The organism is Dictyobacter aurantiacus (genome assembly GCF_003967515.1).
GTDB classification, from domain to species: domain Bacteria; phylum Chloroflexota; class Ktedonobacteria; order Ktedonobacterales; family Ktedonobacteraceae; genus Dictyobacter; species Dictyobacter aurantiacus.
This window is the reverse complement of sequence record NZ_BIFQ01000001.1, coordinates 597,270-614,488: the sequence shown is the minus strand read 5'-3', so window position 1 is coordinate 614,488 and position 17,219 is coordinate 597,270. Positions and strand designations below refer to the sequence as shown.

Annotated in this window: 15 protein-coding genes; 12 read left to right on the top strand and 3 right to left on the bottom strand. The window is 50.8% G+C overall.

Annotated features, from left to right (window positions below; genetic code table 11):
* Positions 1-191: 191 nt before the first annotated feature.
* The 3 genes from KTT_RS02465 (at position 192) to KTT_RS02455 (ending at position 3,596) form a co-directional block, all read left to right on the top strand.
* Entirely contained in the window at positions 192-1,103 is a 912-nt protein-coding gene (locus tag KTT_RS02465; RefSeq protein WP_126599361.1) for a carbohydrate ABC transporter permease, read from the top strand.
* Between the two features lie 45 nt (positions 1,104-1,148).
* Complete coding sequence (locus tag KTT_RS02460; RefSeq protein WP_126594480.1) at positions 1,149-2,039, top strand: carbohydrate ABC transporter permease; 891 nt, start codon at positions 1,149-1,151, stop codon at positions 2,037-2,039.
* Positions 2,040-2,387: 348 nt separating this feature from the next.
* Positions 2,388-3,596: an ROK family protein gene (locus KTT_RS02455; RefSeq protein ID WP_126594479.1), complete on the top strand. Its 1,209-nt coding sequence runs from the start codon at positions 2,388-2,390 to the stop codon at positions 3,594-3,596.
* Between the two features lie 206 nt (positions 3,597-3,802).
* Here KTT_RS02455 and KTT_RS02450 read toward each other — a convergent pair whose 3' ends face one another.
* Positions 3,803-4,279, bottom strand: a complete 477-nt coding sequence (locus tag KTT_RS02450; protein ID WP_126594478.1) for a hypothetical protein — start codon at positions 4,277-4,279, stop codon at positions 3,803-3,805.
* Between the two features lie 174 nt (positions 4,280-4,453).
* Here KTT_RS02450 and KTT_RS02445 point away from each other — a divergent pair, with 174 nt between their 5' ends.
* The 5 genes from KTT_RS02445 to KTT_RS02425 all read left to right on the top strand — a co-directional run bounded on the left by KTT_RS02445 (position 4,454) and on the right by KTT_RS02425 (position 10,934).
* Complete coding sequence (locus KTT_RS02445) at positions 4,454-5,476, top strand: LacI family DNA-binding transcriptional regulator (RefSeq protein ID WP_160145592.1); 1,023 nt, start codon at positions 4,454-4,456, stop codon at positions 5,474-5,476.
* Between the two features lie 546 nt (positions 5,477-6,022).
* Positions 6,023-7,390 (top strand): ABC transporter substrate-binding protein, encoded by a 1,368-nt coding sequence (locus KTT_RS02440; protein ID WP_126594476.1) that lies wholly within the window; start codon positions 6,023-6,025, stop codon positions 7,388-7,390.
* 145 nt (positions 7,391-7,535) lie between these two features.
* Complete coding sequence (locus KTT_RS02435) at positions 7,536-8,492, top strand: carbohydrate ABC transporter permease (protein WP_126594475.1); 957 nt, start codon at positions 7,536-7,538, stop codon at positions 8,490-8,492.
* Positions 8,493-8,509: 17 nt separating this feature from the next.
* The gene (locus tag KTT_RS02430; protein WP_126594474.1) at positions 8,510-9,430 is read left to right on the top strand and encodes a carbohydrate ABC transporter permease; all 921 of its coding nucleotides are present in this window, start codon (positions 8,510-8,512) and stop codon (positions 9,428-9,430) included.
* A gap of 427 nt (positions 9,431-9,857) precedes the next feature.
* Positions 9,858-10,934: a sodium:calcium antiporter gene (locus KTT_RS02425; protein ID WP_126594473.1), complete on the top strand. Its 1,077-nt coding sequence runs from the start codon at positions 9,858-9,860 to the stop codon at positions 10,932-10,934.
* A 78-nt stretch (positions 10,935-11,012) separates the two neighbouring features.
* Here the strand turns inward: KTT_RS02425 and KTT_RS02420 are convergent, their stop codons facing one another.
* The gene (locus KTT_RS02420; protein ID WP_126594472.1) at positions 11,013-11,639 is read right to left on the bottom strand and encodes a hypothetical protein; all 627 of its coding nucleotides are present in this window, start codon (positions 11,637-11,639) and stop codon (positions 11,013-11,015) included.
* Between the two features lie 316 nt (positions 11,640-11,955).
* Here KTT_RS02420 and KTT_RS02415 point away from each other — a divergent pair, with 316 nt between their 5' ends.
* Positions 11,956-12,291, top strand: a complete 336-nt coding sequence (locus KTT_RS02415) for a hypothetical protein (protein ID WP_126594471.1) — start codon at positions 11,956-11,958, stop codon at positions 12,289-12,291.
* Positions 12,292-12,458: 167 nt separating this feature from the next.
* Here KTT_RS02415 and KTT_RS02410 read toward each other — a convergent pair whose 3' ends face one another.
* Positions 12,459-13,025 (bottom strand): P-loop nucleotide/nucleoside kinase family protein, encoded by a 567-nt coding sequence (locus KTT_RS02410; RefSeq protein WP_126594470.1) that lies wholly within the window; start codon positions 13,023-13,025, stop codon positions 12,459-12,461.
* A gap of 414 nt (positions 13,026-13,439) precedes the next feature.
* Between KTT_RS02410 and nadB the strand changes: the two genes are divergently transcribed.
* The 3 genes from nadB to nadA are packed head-to-tail and all read left to right on the top strand — an operon-like array spanning position 13,440 to position 17,160.
* Entirely contained in the window at positions 13,440-15,116 is a 1,677-nt protein-coding gene (gene nadB / locus KTT_RS02405; RefSeq protein ID WP_126594469.1) for an L-aspartate oxidase, read from the top strand.
* On the top strand, positions 15,109-15,951 hold the full coding sequence (gene nadC / locus KTT_RS02400) for a carboxylating nicotinate-nucleotide diphosphorylase (RefSeq protein WP_126594468.1): 843 nt from the start codon (positions 15,109-15,111) through the stop codon (positions 15,949-15,951). Before nadB ends, nadC begins: the two co-directional genes overlap by 8 nt.
* A gap of 24 nt (positions 15,952-15,975) precedes the next feature.
* Positions 15,976-17,160: a quinolinate synthase NadA gene (gene nadA / locus KTT_RS02395; RefSeq protein ID WP_126594467.1), complete on the top strand. Its 1,185-nt coding sequence runs from the start codon at positions 15,976-15,978 to the stop codon at positions 17,158-17,160.
* Positions 17,161-17,219 lie beyond the last annotated feature (59 nt).

The window sequence follows — 17,219 nt, the reverse complement described above, 5'->3', positions numbered from 1 at the left end:
TTTTAAATGAGTAGTGGGCGGGTATGAATGCCTTTGGACTGTTCATACCCGCCCACTACTCCCACTTTCGCTATCGCTCATCAACTACCTCCTAGATAGGAAGGATACTCATAATGAATGCTTCCTCTTCGGTCCCAGTGCATGAAGCCTCTAGCAAACCACAACACGTTCAGCCTGGCACCAGAAAGCAGATGCGCAGGCGTCAGCTTCGTACCACATGGGCTTATTGGAGTATGGTCGGACCGCTCATAATTGGTCTAACCGTTTTCACCTTTATACCTATTGTCTGGAGTATTATGCTGAGCTTCTTTGATGCTCGCAGTACGATTCTACCCACCCAGTTTGTCGGTCTGGGCAACTACCTCAATTTGTTTCAAGACGAATCTTTTCGCAACGCCATGGTTACTGGCGTGCTCTTCGCTCTTTTTATTATTCCAACTACCTGCCTCTTTGCTCTCGGCCTGGCGCTCCTGGTAAATAGTGTCCGGTATGGCCGTGGCTTCTTCCGTTCAGTCTTTTTTATTCCAACCGCTTGTTCTTATGTTGTGGCTTCGCTGATCTGGAAATTGGATATCTTCAATGGCCTTCAATCAGGGTTGATGAATACGGTGCTTGCAGTCTTCGGTATCGATCGCGTCTCCACCTGGCTTACCAGCCCTAACCCCCCGCTATTTTGGATCGTCCTGGTAACCTGCCGTCTCTGGCTGCAATTAGGCTTCTACATGATCCTTTTTATTGCCGGACTGCAAGATATTCCTAGAGAATTGTACGAAGCCGCCGAAGTCGATGGCGCCAAACGAGGTTGGGCCACGTTCCGTTATATCACCTTGCCTCTCTTGCGTAACACGACCGTTGCCGTTCTAATTCTCAACCTGATCGCTGCTTTTCAGGCGTACGATGAATTTTACAACATTCTGGGTAGCTTTACTGGCTCCAGTGGTAACATCGTTCTTGGACGCCCGCCGCTGTTGTATCTATACCAGATAGCGATTAGTGGTGGTGATTTTGGTCGTGGCAGTGCTGGTGCGATTATTATCGCCCTGACAATCATGATCTTTACGCTGCTGCAGAGTAAATTTTTAAGTTTTGGCAAAGCGAATTAAGCAGCTGCACCAAAGATTATTTTGAAAGGACACAGGGAAAGATCTATGGCAGTGACGAAGCTTCGAACTGGCACACCCTCAAGAAGGACATCCAGAGGTGCGCGCCCTGGTGCAGTAATCAGTAGCATCGTGCGTTATACCGTCTTGATTGTGCTCGCGATCTTCTTTTTGATTCCCTTTTATCTGCTGTTACGTAATGGCCTGGCAACCGAACAGGATATTACCTCACCTCACTGGACCTTTTTTCCGAGTACGCTGCATTTCGAGAATATCAGTGAGCTTTTTAGTGATGAAAGCGTTCCTTTTGCTAATAGTTTGCTTATTTCCGCACTTAGCTCGCTTGCGACGACGGCAGGGTCTGTTCTCGTTGCCTTATGCGCAGGTTATGGTATTGCCCGTATCCCTTATCGTTGGAATGGCTGGGTTTTTGGAGCGATTCTCGCGACCTTGATTCTTCCAGGAGCTGTTACCTTTATTCCTACCTATACGATCGTCTCTTTTTTGGGCTGGGTGGGAAATATCTGGGGTCTGATTGTGCCTGGACTCTTTAGTGGTTTCACAACTTTCCTTTTCCGACAATTTTTCCTGAACTTCCCCAGCGAGTTGGAGGAGGCGGCCCGTGTAGATGGATTGGGCTATTGGGGTATCCTCTGGCGTATTGTGGTGCCTAACTCACTTCCTATTATTGCCGCCTTAGCTGTCGTGGGCTTTATTGCTGGATGGAATGCTTTCCTCTGGCCGCTGGTGATTACCGGTCAAAATGAGAATGCTTGGACTGTGCAGGTCTCACTCTCAACGTTCTTGACCGCCCAGACCATAGTGCTTCATGAGCTTTTCTTGGCCGCGCTGATTGCCATCCTGCCTTTGATTGTTGTCTTCCTGTTTTTGCAACGCTATATTGTGGAAGGCTATACTCAGACCGGCCTCAAAGGCTGAGTTATCCGCAGGTCACACGGCGATCTTGTGTCTACCGGACCACACGAGCAAAAGAGAACCTGCCCGCCATACTACCGGGGCAGGTTTTTTTTCACCTTCACAGTCCAGTACAGCTTTTCTGTTTGAAGGTTGTTAAGGAATAAGCTGAACTCTTATTGCGCTTATTATGAGCGCTGGCGAGTGATGGAACTGTTGAGTATTCTATGCACTTGCCAAAATCAGGCATTGCATCTATACTTTTTTTTGTCAATGATAGAATAGACATCATTAAGATGGAAAAAGTACTGATATATATCATAGAAGCACGCGACCGTTCTTTGATGCATTTGGTAAAAGAGGATTGAACTTATGTATCGGCAGGTCCCACCAGTAGATCGCAAGATGATGCAAAAAATCAACCAGAATACCTTACTTAACCTGATCCGCGTACATGCTCCCATATCGCGCACCGAGCTCAGGCGTTTATCAGGGTTAAGCCAGGGCACGATTTTTGGCATGACTGCGAGTCTCATAGAACAACAACTCATCGTCGAGACGGGCGAGACTCAATCGACCGGCGGCCGTAAAGCTGAACTATTAGAAATCTATCCAGAGGGAGGATATGTACTCGGGCTGGAGATCCGTGAGTATGAACTGGTCATGGTATTGCTGAATCTGCATGGCAATATTGTTGCCATAGAACACTATGAGGCGCAGTTCCGTAGCAATGCTGTGTACGCGCTCGATTGGATTACTACCAGCGTAGATGCTTTTATTCGCCGGACACAGGTTCCGCGGGAGAAGTTATTGGGTATCGGATGTGGTGTTTCTGGCGGCGTCAACACACATCTTGGTGAGGTGGTTGATAGCTGGATTCTGGACTGGCATAACGTTACCATCGGTCCACCTCTGCACGAGCATTTCAAGTTACCGGTTTTTGTGGACAACTCTGTCAATTGCTTGATCTGTTATGAGCGCTTATTTAGAAGTGGACAGATGTATCACAACTTTTTGCTCGTCACCTTTGGACGTGGGCTGGGTATGGCCGCTATTATTCGTGATAGTCCATTTCGTGGCTCGCAGGGTCTGGGAGCCGAGTTTGGTCATATCCCCTTTGATGCACACGGGCGCTTCTGCGAATGCGGCAATCAAGGATGTCTGGAAGCGTATGTTTCTGATCATGGTATTTTACGCACTTACGCTGAAATTGTCGCTGGCGCTTCCTCCCACGCAGATGCAGTGGATGTCTCTTTGGTTGAGCAACTGGTGGAACTGGCTATGCAGGGGAATCAGGATGCACTGCGAGCGTTTGAGCTGACCGGTACCTATCTGGGCAATGGCCTGGCTTGCCTGGTCAATCTTTTCAACCCGGAATGTCTCATTATTTGTAACGAAGGTGAACACCTGCTGTCGCTCTTATCACCATCAATGAAAACGGCCTTAAAGCAACATACATTTTCACAACTGGGAAAGAACCTGCAGCTTATTTGTGAGAAGAGTACGACCATTGAGTCCTGGGCACGCGGTGCGGGCTGTCTGGTGCTGCAGGACTTTTTTGCCTCCCCCAAGCAGTTTTGAATGCTCATGGTCCATGAGTCATCCTGTATCTATTCAGATGCCTCGTGCCTGTCACTGGCTCCCGCTGCGCGGCTCGCCATGGGTAGAGTGTGCTGGTCTTACCCAGCACACTCTACCCATGGCTCAGCACCACAGGTGCTCAGCGTACAGAGCCAGGGGAGCACATTTCAAGCGGGGAACCTGAATAGATACGGGGCATCTCATGGCTACGCAGCCTCCTGTGTCAGGCGCGTAATAATCGTCGTCACATACTCGCTGAATGAGGCCTCAAAGTAGCCGCCGAAGTTGTTCCAGTGCCTTTCGAGGTGTTGCCTGCGTGCGAAATACTCCAAATCGCGAGTCCAGGAGGCGTATGTATCCTTATCGATCAGCTTTTTGCGCCACTGGTGATAGATATTCTCGTGCAGCATCAGCCAGCACATCAGTAAAGAGAAGTAGCGCTCTCGATCTACATCGTCCATCTCGTTTAAACGCTGACCTCCGCGCTGCCAGACCTCTGTTAACTCGCGACTCTGGGCCAGTTGCATGTAGAAAGGTGTAGAGAGCTCCACCAGTTTTTGCGTGTTTGCCGCTCTGACCAGTTTGGTATTTTCCTGCAATTGGTACCCGACCAGAATGATAGAAACAATGAAAAGAGTACCCTGTACAATAACAGCAATGCTCGCTAGATCGCTTAATGACATATGTGCAAGCTCCCTCGTAAAAATAAGGTCCTCCTCATCGTACCACATCTCCATAGTTCTTTTCTTTCGTACACTATACATGCCTGCAAAACGCCGCCTCGAAAAGAAGAAGAGTTGACAAGAGGCATAATCATGTACTACCTTAGTTTATACTACGTGTGCAGAAAGGATGTTATGGCCACTATTTATGACCTCGCAAAGGCGCTTGGCGTTTCACAGACCACAGTTGCCAATGCTTTAAAGGGAAAAAGCAATGTGAGCGTCGAGACACGCCGCCGCGTACTCGAATATGCTCAAAAGGTGGGGTACCGACCGAATGTGCTCGCACGCGCCCTGACGCAGCGGAGAACACTGACGCTTGCGTTTATGTTACCAACGATTGCCAATCCCTTTTATCCAGAGATTGCCGAAGAGATCGAGTGTATCGCGCGCAAGCATAACTACCAGGTTGTGTTCTGCAACACGCATAATGATGGTGAGCTTGGGCGTCAATATCTGGATCGCCTGGTGAGTCGCTGGGTGGATGGCGTCATTGTCATGGGACTGAGTATGAACCTGGCCGATCTGGAGGCGCAGTTCCAGCAGAGCTTACCCATTGTCTTATGCGACTGGCAAGAAAACGAGCAGTCGGCAATTATTCCCCAGGTGAGCGTTGATTTCAAGCTGGCCGGGCAGTTGGCGGCGCGTCATTTGCTAACGTTGGGGCATCGGCGCATGGCGATCATCGTAGATCTGCCCTTGCAGACGCTGCGTTTCGAAGGCTTCCGCCTGACGTTGGAGGAAGCCGGATTGCAACTCGCCCCCGAAATGATCCAACAAGGGAATTCAGAGCTAGCAAGTGGCTATAGCGCGGCCCAGCGCCTGTTCGCGCTTGAACATCCTCCCACCGCTATCTTTGCCGCCAACGACTGGATGGCCATTGGAGCGATGGAGGCTGCTTATGATATGGGCTTACAGGTGCCGCGCGACGTATCTATTATCGGACTGGATGACATTGTCGTATCAGCGCATATGCGTCCACCTTTGACCACCATCGCGATTTCAAAGCAACAATTGGCCAAGGCGGCCACGGAATTGCTGTTGAAGCAACTGAATAAAATTGAAGATATTGCATCCTCAGTACTTGTTCCTCCAACGCTTCTCCCTCGTCCATCGACAACCGTTCCTCCTGTAGATGGAGAAAAACAGAACGCGTAACACGCATTACACGGAAACAACCATGGGTCTATGCCAGGAGCGGATTGGCATATGGTATTGTAAGTTTACCGGTAAACGTAACAAAAGGGTAGCGGGAGAGATCTCTCTCTCCCCATATCCAAAAACAGAGGTTGGTCGGTGGCAAAACTCTTGACAATTAATAACAAAACCATGTAAACTTCTGGTACGTTTACCGATAAACATCATCTTTTCAGCACAAAGAGAATGGAGGTTGCGCCAGATATTTTGTGGCAATGAAGCCATATGCGCTCAAGAGGCGAAGTAGGCACGGTTGCTCTTCTTTTTTACATGCATACTTGTGAATACTTCGATCTATGGTAGTAATTAAGCCACGCTCGTTCTTTGCACATCAGGTGCAATATCCAAACCCCGTATCGACCCTGAAGCCGGGCGTATCCATACGTCACCTGAAACCGGGCGTATCCATACGTCACAGGGCTTTTTAGGGATTTTTTTCATACCAGCCCGCGCTATGACCGTCACAATCAATCCATCGTCACAATCAGTCCAAAGGAGTACATCTGTATGCAAGAAGCTTTTCAGCGGCGCCGAAGAAACGCGTTGACCGGAATAAGTGTTTTACTCTTGCTCTCGTTCCTACTTGCTGCCTGTGGTGGCGGCAGCTCAACCAGCTCAACCAGCACCTCCAGTTCTTCCAGTTCTTCCAGCGGCGGCAACACGAGCAGTGGGGGCGTTGTGAACCTGACCTTCTGGTCCTGGGTGCCAAATCTGGATAAGTCAATCGCGCTCTTCAACAAGACGCATCCGAACATTCACGTGAGCTGGAACTCCGTGCCCTCCGGTGCGAATGGCACCTACGCAAAAATGTTCACCGCCATCAAGGCCGGCAACGCGCCTGACCTTGGGCAGGTTGAATACCAGTTCCTTCCTACATTTGAGGCTACCGGTGGCCTGACCGATCTTTCCCAGTATGGCGCCAGCTCGCTCAAAGATCAGTTTGTACCCTGGACCTGGAATCAGGTGACGCAAGGCAGCGCGATTTATGCGATCCCGGAAGACTCAGGCCCGATGGCAATGTACTATCGCGCCGATCTGTTCCAGAAGTACAACATTCCTGTGCCCAAGACATGGGATGACTACGCAGCCGCTGCTCAGAAACTGCACCAGGCTGATCCCAATGTCTATATCACCGACTTCCCGCCCAAAGAGGCCGGCCAGTTTATTGGCTATATCTGGCAGGCTGGTGGACGCTGGTTCAACATCAATGGTCAGAGCTGGCAGGTCAATATCAATGACACCGCCTCTAAGAAAGTGACTGACTTCTGGCAGGGCCTGCTTGATAAGAAGCTCGTAACCACCGATCCTGACTTCTCGCAGGGCTGGTACAATGATCTACAGACCGGGCGCAACGCGACCTGGATCTCGGCGGTCTGGGGTGCGAATACGATCATGTCGAATGCAGCTCAGACCAGCGGCAAATGGAAGGTAGCCCCTATGCCACAGTGGAGCAGCAGCAACAGCGTTGCCGGAAACTGGGGTGGCTCGACCACGGTTGTCTTCAAAGATTCCAAGCATCCAAAAGAAGCAGCCGAGTTCGCTAGCTGGCTGAACACCAACACGGATAGCGTCAATGGTATGGTTACGGGTGCCCAAATCTATCCCGCCCTGCAGTCCGCATTGAATGGCTCGTCCGACGCGGCGACCCAGAAGTTCTATAGCGGCCAGGATATCAGCCAGGTCTTCAAAGATGCCTCCAATCAAGTCGATGTCAAATTCCAGTGGGGTCCGACGATGAGCGATGTCTTCACCTCTGTTGGGGACCAGTTTAGCGATGCTGTAGCTGGTAAACAAACGTTAAGCGCTGCGTTGGACAAGGTGCAGAACGATACGGTGCAGGGTATGAAGAAGCAGGGCTTTAGCGTCAATTCGTAGTCATACAATGTTGCGATGAGTTGTCGCGGATACCTGAAGAATGTGCAGGCAGGCAACGCCTGCCTGCACTTCTCTTATGAGATATTCAACGCTCATCTTCATTGAATGGAATCGATTCAGACAGCAATTAGAGAGGGATGACCCAATGGCGCTCAAATCTGCCTCATCATCAGAGATGGTGGTTTCCAGCCTGTCAGGTCGCCGGCGCAACACATTACAACGGCGTACAACGGCTGTACCCTATCTCTTTTTACTTCCGTTCGGGCTTTTTTTCATTGTTTTTTTTATTGTGCCCATTGTCTATGCCTTATATCAGAGCCTGTTTCGTTCGCAGCGCAGTGGCCTGGGCCTTGGCGCGCCAACAATCATGTTCAATGGGCTGGGCAACTATAAAGATGTACTGGGCGACCAGACCTTTTTCATTGGTCTGGGTCGCGTTTTTCTTTTTGGTATCGTGCAGGTTCCGGTCATGTTGGGTGTGGCGCTGCTGGTGGCACTGCTGCTGGATTCGCAATCGGCGCGCTGGAAGGGCTTCTTCCGTACGGCCTTCTTCATTCCCTATGCTATCCCCGGTGTCGTCGCTGCTCTCATCTGGGGCTATCTTTACACCCCACAGCTCAGCCCATTTGTGCAACTGGTGAAGTCGCTGGGACTGGGCGGCCCCGATTTCTTGGGCGCGGGTACGATTTTGTGGTCGATGGCCAATATCTCTACCTGGACGTGGACGGGCTATAATATGCTGATCATTATCGCCGCTCTGCAGGCCATTCCGACCGAAATTTACGAAGCTGCTCGCCTGGATGGCTGTACCGGTTTTAAGATCGCGCGCTACATCAAGATACCAATGGTGGCTCCAGCGCTGGTGTTGACCTGTATCTTCTCCATTATCGGCACATTGCAGTTGTTCACCGAGCCGTTGGTGCTCAGCTCAATCTCCAATAATGTGACGACCGGATATACGCCAAACCTCTATGCGTACTACACGGCGTTTAGCAATAACAATTACTACTATACCTCGGCTCTCTCCGTTATGCTGGCCGTCGTTTCGTTCATCTTATCCTTTGGTTTCTTGAAGTTCACCCAGCGCTACTCTGGCGTATAAGGAAGGAGGTTGGCACTATGGCAACAGCATCACAGCGACAGGGAGCGCTCGCCACGCCCGTAGCAAAAGCGCGCAATAGGACGAGGCCGTCTCTATCGATCGATAATGTTATAGTAATGGCTATACTTTTCGTGCTCGCCGTTTACTTTTTGCTGCCATTTTACTGGTTAGTTATTTCTTCAACAAAGACGTCATCGGATCTTTTTGGCTCCTTTGGCCTCTGGTTCGCTCCAAACTTTAATCTGTTTACCAATTTGCAACAAGTTTTTACGTATGATAACGCCAACTATGGACGCTGGCTGTTGAATTCGTTCTTCTATTCGGGTGTGAGCGCGCTGGTCGGAACGCTCTTTTCGACGATGGCCGGCTATGCGTTGGCCAAGTTCGTGTTCCCCGGGCGCAATATCATCTTTTCGATTATTCTTGGCGCTATCCTGGTTCCATTACCGGCCCTGGTGCTGCCGCTCTATCTCTTGCTGAGCGGTGTGCATTTAACTAATACGATCTGGGCGATCCTTTTGCCGAGTATCGTGAACCCCTTTGGGGTCTATCTGGCCCGTATCTACGCGGCTTCTTCTGTTCCCGATGCCCTGCTGGATGCCGCACGCGTGGATGGCGCGGGCGAGTTCCGCTTGTTTATGACGATGGTGCTGCGTATCCTGTCGCCCGCGCTGGTGACGATCTTTCTGTTCCAGTTCGTCGCCGTCTGGACAAACTTTTTCTTGCAGTATGTTATGGTGAGCGATCCAACGCTCTTCCCTGTGACGGTTGGTCTGCAAACCTGGAATACGGCGTATACGAGCGGTGGTTCACAACAAAATGTGTATAGTCATATTGTGACCGGCTCGCTGCTTTCTGTGGTTCCTCTGATTATCGGCTTCCTGATGCTTCAACGCTACTGGCGTAATGGCTTGACGCTTGGTAGTCTGGCCAATTAGTCTTTCTGTACTATGGCCTGTACATGTATGTACGCCCCTGGAAATTGATAACGATCAGGGGGCGTACATGCTGTACCCGGTATCTCCTGCTATATTTCCCCGGTACTATCTCTTGTCCCAATGCTCTTTTTGTAAGCAGCATGAATACACATATGTTAACTCATCAGGTGCCTCACGCCTGCACTGGCTTCTGTTGCGCGGCTCGCCAGGAGTAGCGTATGCTGGCAAGCGGCTGCAGCCGCTTGCCAGCATACTATGAGATACCCTGAATTTTGGAAGCAAATGTTCAAACTGGAGCTTGCTACACGTTGCAGATACACGCATGTATCATAAGGATTGGGCTATTACGTGTAAAATGCAGCGTTTCTTATATCTATAGCTACGTTGTACCTGGAAAAATGGTATTTTTATATACGGAGAGAATTCCATGCTTCAATCATTGCCTTTATTGGGTCTTATTGCGATCTTTATTGTTGCGGCCATCGCGGTCTGGCTCTCTGGAATTCGACTCTCCAATAGCACCGATATTCTCTCGGATCGCTTTGGCCTGGGGCAGGCGCTTGGCGGTATGATCCTGCTGGCTGTAGCTACTAACCTGCCAGAAATCGCTATTACGGCGACGGCTGGTGTGACCCACAACATCGGTATCGCCACCGGTAACATCCTGGGTGGTATCGCCATTCAGACGGTGGTGCTGGTGATCCTGGATGCCTTTGGAGCCAGAAAAAAAGATGCGCTCTCGTACCTTGCCTCTTCCCTCGAGCTCGTCCTGGAAGGCGTCCTGGTAATCGCGGTCCTGGTGGTTGCCATTATGGGTACCCAACTGCCGCAAGGGATAGCTTTTTTGCGCATGTCGCCCTCTGCGCTTCTCATTGTTGTTATCTGGGTGTTTGGACTCTGGCTCTTAAGCAAGGCACGTAAAGACCTGTCCTGGCAGGTGAAAAAAGATCGGGATGGCGGCGATACGCAAGATGTATCGGCACAGAACACAAAAAAACAGCAAAAAGAGAAGAGCACGAAGCAGACCTCAACTGGACGCGCGCTGCTAACCTTTATCATTGCATCTGTCATTACGCTGGTCGCCGGTGCGGCCCTGGAGTTTAGCGGTGATGCTATTTCTAAAGATATTGGCTTGAGTGGAGTGCTTTTTGGTGCGACCATCCTGGCCGCAGCCACCTCGCTGCCCGAGGTCTCAACAGGTCTGCAATCGACCTGGATCGCGGACTACGAAATGGCCTTCAGCGACATCTTTGGCGGCAATGCCTTCCTGCCGGTCCTTTTCATCCTGGCTGATCTCCTATCTGGGCAGGCGGTGCTACCCCAGGCGCAGAAGAGCGACATCTACCTGGCCAGCCTGGGCTGTTTGCTCACCGGCATCTACATCTATGGACTTATCTTCCGCCGCCCCAAACAGCTCTTTCACCGCGTCGGTATCGACTCGGTCCTCGTTTTAGGCGTCTACATTGTCGCCATCGTTGGCCTCATCTTCATGCCCGGCAAATGATTCTATTCTTACACGCAAGAGAAAGGGCCAGAGAAAAGCGTCAATTCGCATCTCCTGGCCCTTTCTCGTATGTGATGGTTAGCTAAGCTGCTCCCATACGCCACTTCTATTGAGCCATAAATAGAGGATCACAACACCCACCAGTGGTGTAAAGGTCCTGACATCAACAGATCCAGTCACGAAGGAGAGCACGATACCGATGAGCACGTAGCCCGCTACCAGGTAAAATCCCCATTTTTTCCACGCCAGCAATAAGCTGAGTCCTACAATTCCTATGATGCCCACCACCCCGAGCAGAAGAAATACGAATGGCGAGACCGTCGTTGTGTTGTTCGCCATGGCGCCCAGTGTGGCCATAAAATAGAGCAGTGTCAGAGCCACGACAACGACCAGGTTGAATATGAGCCAGGCGGTAAGGCATCCTCCACGCTTACGTCGGGGTGCGGGGACAGCATCCATATCGGGCACTGAGGCGAGAGGTACACCCGCCCGAAAAGCCTGGGGGTATCCATTGAAAAATTGCACATGTAGTGGTGAATTATCGGGCAGGATAAAATCTTTACCCGCCACCTTTTCCTCAATGCTAGAAAACGTGCCTAATATTGTTCCATTAACCAGTACGGTAGCGGAATTATTCTCCGCCTCCCAATGCACCGTGATACGATGCGTTGCAGTTGCATCCAATGCAAAAACCTGTTTTGGCATAATTCCTCGTGTCAAATAGTAATATATGCGTCGTGCACACATTACCGGCTAATAGTATCTATCATGATGAAGCAAAAAAGACTAGTTATCAGTATACATATATTTGCCTGAGTAAAAGTAAAAGAAATCTGTGATAATGATGTGTTTATTATGGGTAAGAGGTTAAGCAATCTTAACAAAATGGAGCTGTCGTAGTGACCATGCTGATTTATCACGAAAAGCTCACCGACTACCATCTGATCGGCCTTATACTGGGTATTGCGGCCATTGTATTCCTTTTAATCGATTAATATAAAATTTGAAACTGGTGTGAAACGTGCGTATAACAAGAGGGGTTGAAAAAGCATATTTTTGTTGGAGAATGCATGTGCCTCGCTTTTCTGCCATACAATTTTTCAAAGATATAAGTTTCGCATTTACGACTGTAAATGGAAAACGAAAGCTTGCCTATATAGACATCAGAGACAAGACCGCAGTCGTTTGTGTTTTCTTTTTGGTCATAGGTGGATACACTCTGCTCCTTCTTTTTATCTCCTCTTTAGGAGGAATGCCTTTTGAACAAACCAGGGTCGATATACCAGAACTGGCGTTGATTATGTTCGTGCTTTTTGTTGTTGGTTATACAATAGCAAGAAAAAGCAAAAAAAGATAATAACGTTGCTTATAGTAGATATCAGGTAGCAGGCCTGAACGATAGACACAGGATATTCGCGACCAGGCAAGGAGGCTTTGTCTCCGATATCTCCAATGAGGAAACAACTGCCTCACCAGGGGCAGAAATCTTAGAGGTGGAGAAGGCACAGGGCATAAGCACAATTGTTATACTATTATTTTGCTTAACAGTTGGCCGTAATCAATTTTTGCAAAATCTGTTGTATCGACAACGATTACATCACTGTCGACATCGAGAGTAGTAGAATATCCTTTCTGTAGCGACTCCCTAAACTCCTCAGATTTTGCTAGATAGTATGCCTCAAAATGGCCAGGGTGCTGAGTTCCACTGTTCATACGCTCATGAAATCGTTTAACCAGCGTTTCCCCCTCAGTTCGGCACGCAATTTGTAAAATTCGGAAATCACATTGTTCTCTGATTTTCTGAATTCTTTCCTCGTTAAAATACGGCGTTACATCACTTTCAATGATGAGTGATGTTGACACCTTAAGCATGGTAAGAGCCAGGTAAAATAATAAATCATAGGTTGCTATCTCAAGCTTCTCTACCCAATCAGGCGTTTCATACCCCAGACTATCAAACAAAGACTCTTTAATATCATCCTTGCATATAGCCGGTATGGACTTCTTTTCTGCGAGCTGTTTCGCCAAAGAGGTTTTTCCGGCAGCAGCAGGCCCGCTAACAATGACTAATAATGGCGTCGTCGTTTTCATAGCAATTCCTGTATTGTCAGATTAAAATCTGACATCGCGAGAGATACCTTATCTAGATAATATTTTACCATACTCTTCATCAGTCTAAAATTCGGCTGGAGTTAGTTTTTTCATGCAATCGAAATGCTCTTGATATTCATCCGTGAGAAAGAGGGTGAAATACCCATTTATTGAGCTCAAAACCAGGCGTATTTTGGCATCATTTGTGCTGGGATTTTGTTCGGTAAAACTGGACATTGCTGCCCGATAGAGAATTTTGGAAGAACGCCAGATTCGCACAATCTAGCATGGACAAACGCCCCAAAATAGGGTACACTTGACACTAAAGGTCGGACTTAGTGTAAGATAAACACCTTTTCTTTTTTGTCTGAGTCGTAAGTGTACAAGTTACACTTATTCGGAGGAGAATAAGGCATGACTCACAGCCAACCGTTTGATGTGGCTATCATTGGTGGCGGCATCGCGGGACTTTCGGTAGCTTTGCGTTTGCCCGAGCATGTGCGTGTGGCCCTTTTCACCAAGGGGCAGCTCGGTGAGAGCAATACGCGCTATGCGCAGGGGGGACTGGCGGTGGCTCTGGGAGAAGATGATGATCCCGAGCTTCATCTGCAGGATACGCTGGTTGCCGGTGCTGGACTATGTGACGAGGAGGCGGTACGTACTCTGGTTGAGCAGGCTCCTGGAGCTGTGCGCTGGTTGATCGAAATGGGTGTCCAGTTCGATCGGGCACAGCCCGGTGAAGATGCTCATGCCACACCCGATGGGCTGCTGTTAGGCCGTGAGGGTGCCCATTGCCGCTGGCGTGTGCTGCACGCCGGTGGTGATGCAACGGGCGCTGAGATTGAGCGCGCGCTGACGACTGCTATTCAGGCGCGTTCCTCGATTGATGTATACGAAAATACTTTTGTGCAACATTTGATCATGCGTGATGGTCGCTGTGTGGGTTTGCAAGCGACATACCGCAATGGAGAGTCCTTCTCTGTGGAGGCTCATGTTGTAGTGCTGGCAAATGGCGGGGCGGGCGGCCTGTGGCTACATACCTCGAATCCTGCTGGCGCGACGGCTGATGGATTGGCGCTGGCCTGGGAGGCGGGCGCCGCACTAACCGACCTGGAATTTATGCAGTTTCATCCCACTGTGATGGTGGTTGATGGGGCCTCCAACCTCATTTCTGAGGCGGTGCGCGGTGAGGGGGCGTATCTGCGCAACCATGCCGGCGAGCGTTTTATGCCGCGCTACAGTCCGCAGGAGGAACTGGCTCCACGCGACGTGGTGGCACGCGCGATCTTGAGCGAGATGCTGAGCGAGCAGACCGATTGTCAGTATCTGGATCTGCGCCACCTGCCCGCGGAGAAGATGCATGCGCGCTTCCCGACCATCTCTGCCTTCTGCCGACAGCATGGCCTGGACCTGGCGACCGATCTATTGCCGATCGCTCCGGCGGCCCATTATTGCATGGGTGGTGTGCTGGTGGATACCTATGGTCATACCACCGTGGATGGCCTATATGCCGTTGGTGAGGTGGCCTGTACCGGTGTGCATGGCGCCAATCGCCTGGCCAGCAATTCGTTGCTGGAGGGTCTGGTGTATGGAATTCGCATCGCTGATCACCTTGTACAAACCGGTGGCATGGAGTCTATGGGCTCGTCGTCGCTGTATCGTGCGGCCCGGATTCTAACATACAATGACGAAATTCGCGCCATAGATGTATCGGCATCTAGTCCGTTGCATGAGCTGTCAACAGCACAGGTTCGCCAGACGGTGCGCCAGGTGATGTGGCAGTATGTGTCGTTGTGCCGCGATCAGGAAGGGCTGCTCGAAGCGCAGCGCCAGATGCAGTGGTTGCGCGCCGCGTTGTCCATGGCTGAAGAATGCGATTCCTTTACCTTAGAAACATTGAATATGCTGCTTGTGGCTGAGCTGGTCATTGCCGCAGCCCTCGAACGGAGAGAGAGTCGGGGGAGCCACTGGCGTCTGGATTATCAGGAAACTGATACACGCCTGGCTGCCCGGCATCTGGCTTTTGTGCCTCTGCACAGTGTTCCTTTTGGATCACTGGAGCTGCAGAAGGAGGCTATCTCACATGTATAAACCACCTGTGGATCTGATCAAGCAGGCGTTAGAAGAAGATGGAGCCTTTGCTGATATCACCACCCTGAGTACGGTACCCGAGGAGCAGTGGTCGGAGGGGCGCATCCTGGCGCGCAAGCCGGGCGTCGTTGCCGGTATCGCTGTGGCTGTCGAAGTGTTTCGACAGGTAGACGAGCGCATTCAGATTCAGCAATTGGTGCGTGATGGTGCGTCGGTGCAGGCTGATGAGAATCTGCTGCTGCTGGCAGGTCCCGCTCGTTCGCTTTTGAGCGCCGAGCGTGTGGCCCTCAATTTCCTGGGTCGCCTGTCTGGTGTCGCGACGCTGACCGCGCAGTGTGTGCGGGCCATTGAAGGTTCGCGCACGCGTATCATCGATACTCGTAAAACCACGCCAGGTCTGCGTGCCCTGGAAAAAATGGCTGTATTGCTGGGTGGAGGCTACAATCATCGTTTTGGGCTCAATGATGGCGTTCTGATTAAAGATAATCATATTAAAGCGGCGGGTGGCATCAAGGCTGCTGTGACCGGTGCGCGTCAGATGGCGCCCCACCTGCTCAAAATTGAAGTCGAATGTGAGACGCTGGCCGAGGTACGCACAGCGCTGGAGGCGGGTGCCGATGTTATTCTGCTGGATAATATGACGGTTGAACAGATGGGCGAGGCGGTAGATGTGATCCGCTGTGAAGATTCCCGTGTTTTGATCGAGGCCTCTGGTGATATCGGAACCAATCCTGAGCGTTTACGCGCTGTTGCCGCGACTGGCGTAGATTTTATCTCGCTTGGTGCCCTGACGCATTCAGCGCCCAATTTTAACATCTCTCTAGAGTTTGCATAAAGCATGTTCTGAAGGAGCAAACCCATGGCTGTCAAAACCGAGTGTGCCGTAAGCCAGGAAACGCATGTACTGCCACTGCTGAATCCGCAGAAACGCGCCCGCTATGACCTTTCAAAGCGCGTAGATGCGATCCCTCTGTTCTATGCTGAGATGGGTGGTGAGGAACTGGACCGCCGCATCAGTGCGGCCCGGGCCGCACTTGGCGAGCGCCTGGTGATTCTGGGCCACCACTACCAGCGTGACGAAATTATCAAGTACGCGGACTATCGCGGTGACTCATTTAAGCTAGCGCAACTGGCTTCCAGACGCAAAAATGCCGACTATATCGTCTTCTGTGGCGTCCATTTCATGGCTGAAAGTGCCGATGTGCTCAGTGGACCGCATCAGAAAGTCATCCTGCCCAATCCAGCGGCTGGCTGCTCTATGGCCGATATGGCCAATATCGCCGAGGTCGAAGAGTGCTGGGAATTGCTGCATGAGACGCTGGGGGATGACGCCGGTATCATTCCGGTCACCTACATGAACTCGGCGGCCAACCTGAAGGCTTTTTGTGGCGTCAACGGAGGTATCGTCTGTACCTCGTCGAATGCCCCAAAGGTTATCGATTGGGCGTTCAAGCAGGGTAAGCGCGTGCTCTTCTTCCCTGATCAGCACCTGGGACGCAACACGGCGGCCCACTACGGCATCGCCGCCGACCAGATGGTGGTCTGGGATCCCAAAGATCCGATGGCCTTTGATGATGCGGAAGAGGTGTTGGCTAACTCAAAGATCATCCTCTGGAAAGGGCATTGCTCGACCCACATGCGCTTCAGCGTTGAGCAGATCGAGAAGGCGCGCACCGATTATCCCGGTATCAACGTCATCGTCCATCCTGAGTGCCGTCAGGAGGTGGTCAATGCCGCCGATCTCTACGGCTCGACTGAATACATCATCGAGCAGATCGAGAAGGCACCGGCGGGTAGCCAGTGGGCGGTAGCCACCGAGATCAACCTGGTTCACCGCATCGCGCAGGAGAATCCTGACAAGTTTGTCTTCTGCCTCGATCCGATCGTCTGCCCCTGCTCAACCATGTACCGCATCCATCCGGCCTACGTCGCCTGGGTATTGGAAGAGCTTCTGGAGGGTAATGTAATCAACCAGGTCAGCGTCGATGATGAGACCGCCCATTGGGCACGTGTCGCTCTGCAGCGCATGCTCGATCTGGCATAGAGAGTGGTTTACTCTCCTCTGATTGAAAAGCGAATATTGTTTTGTGTATTGGAGTGGCA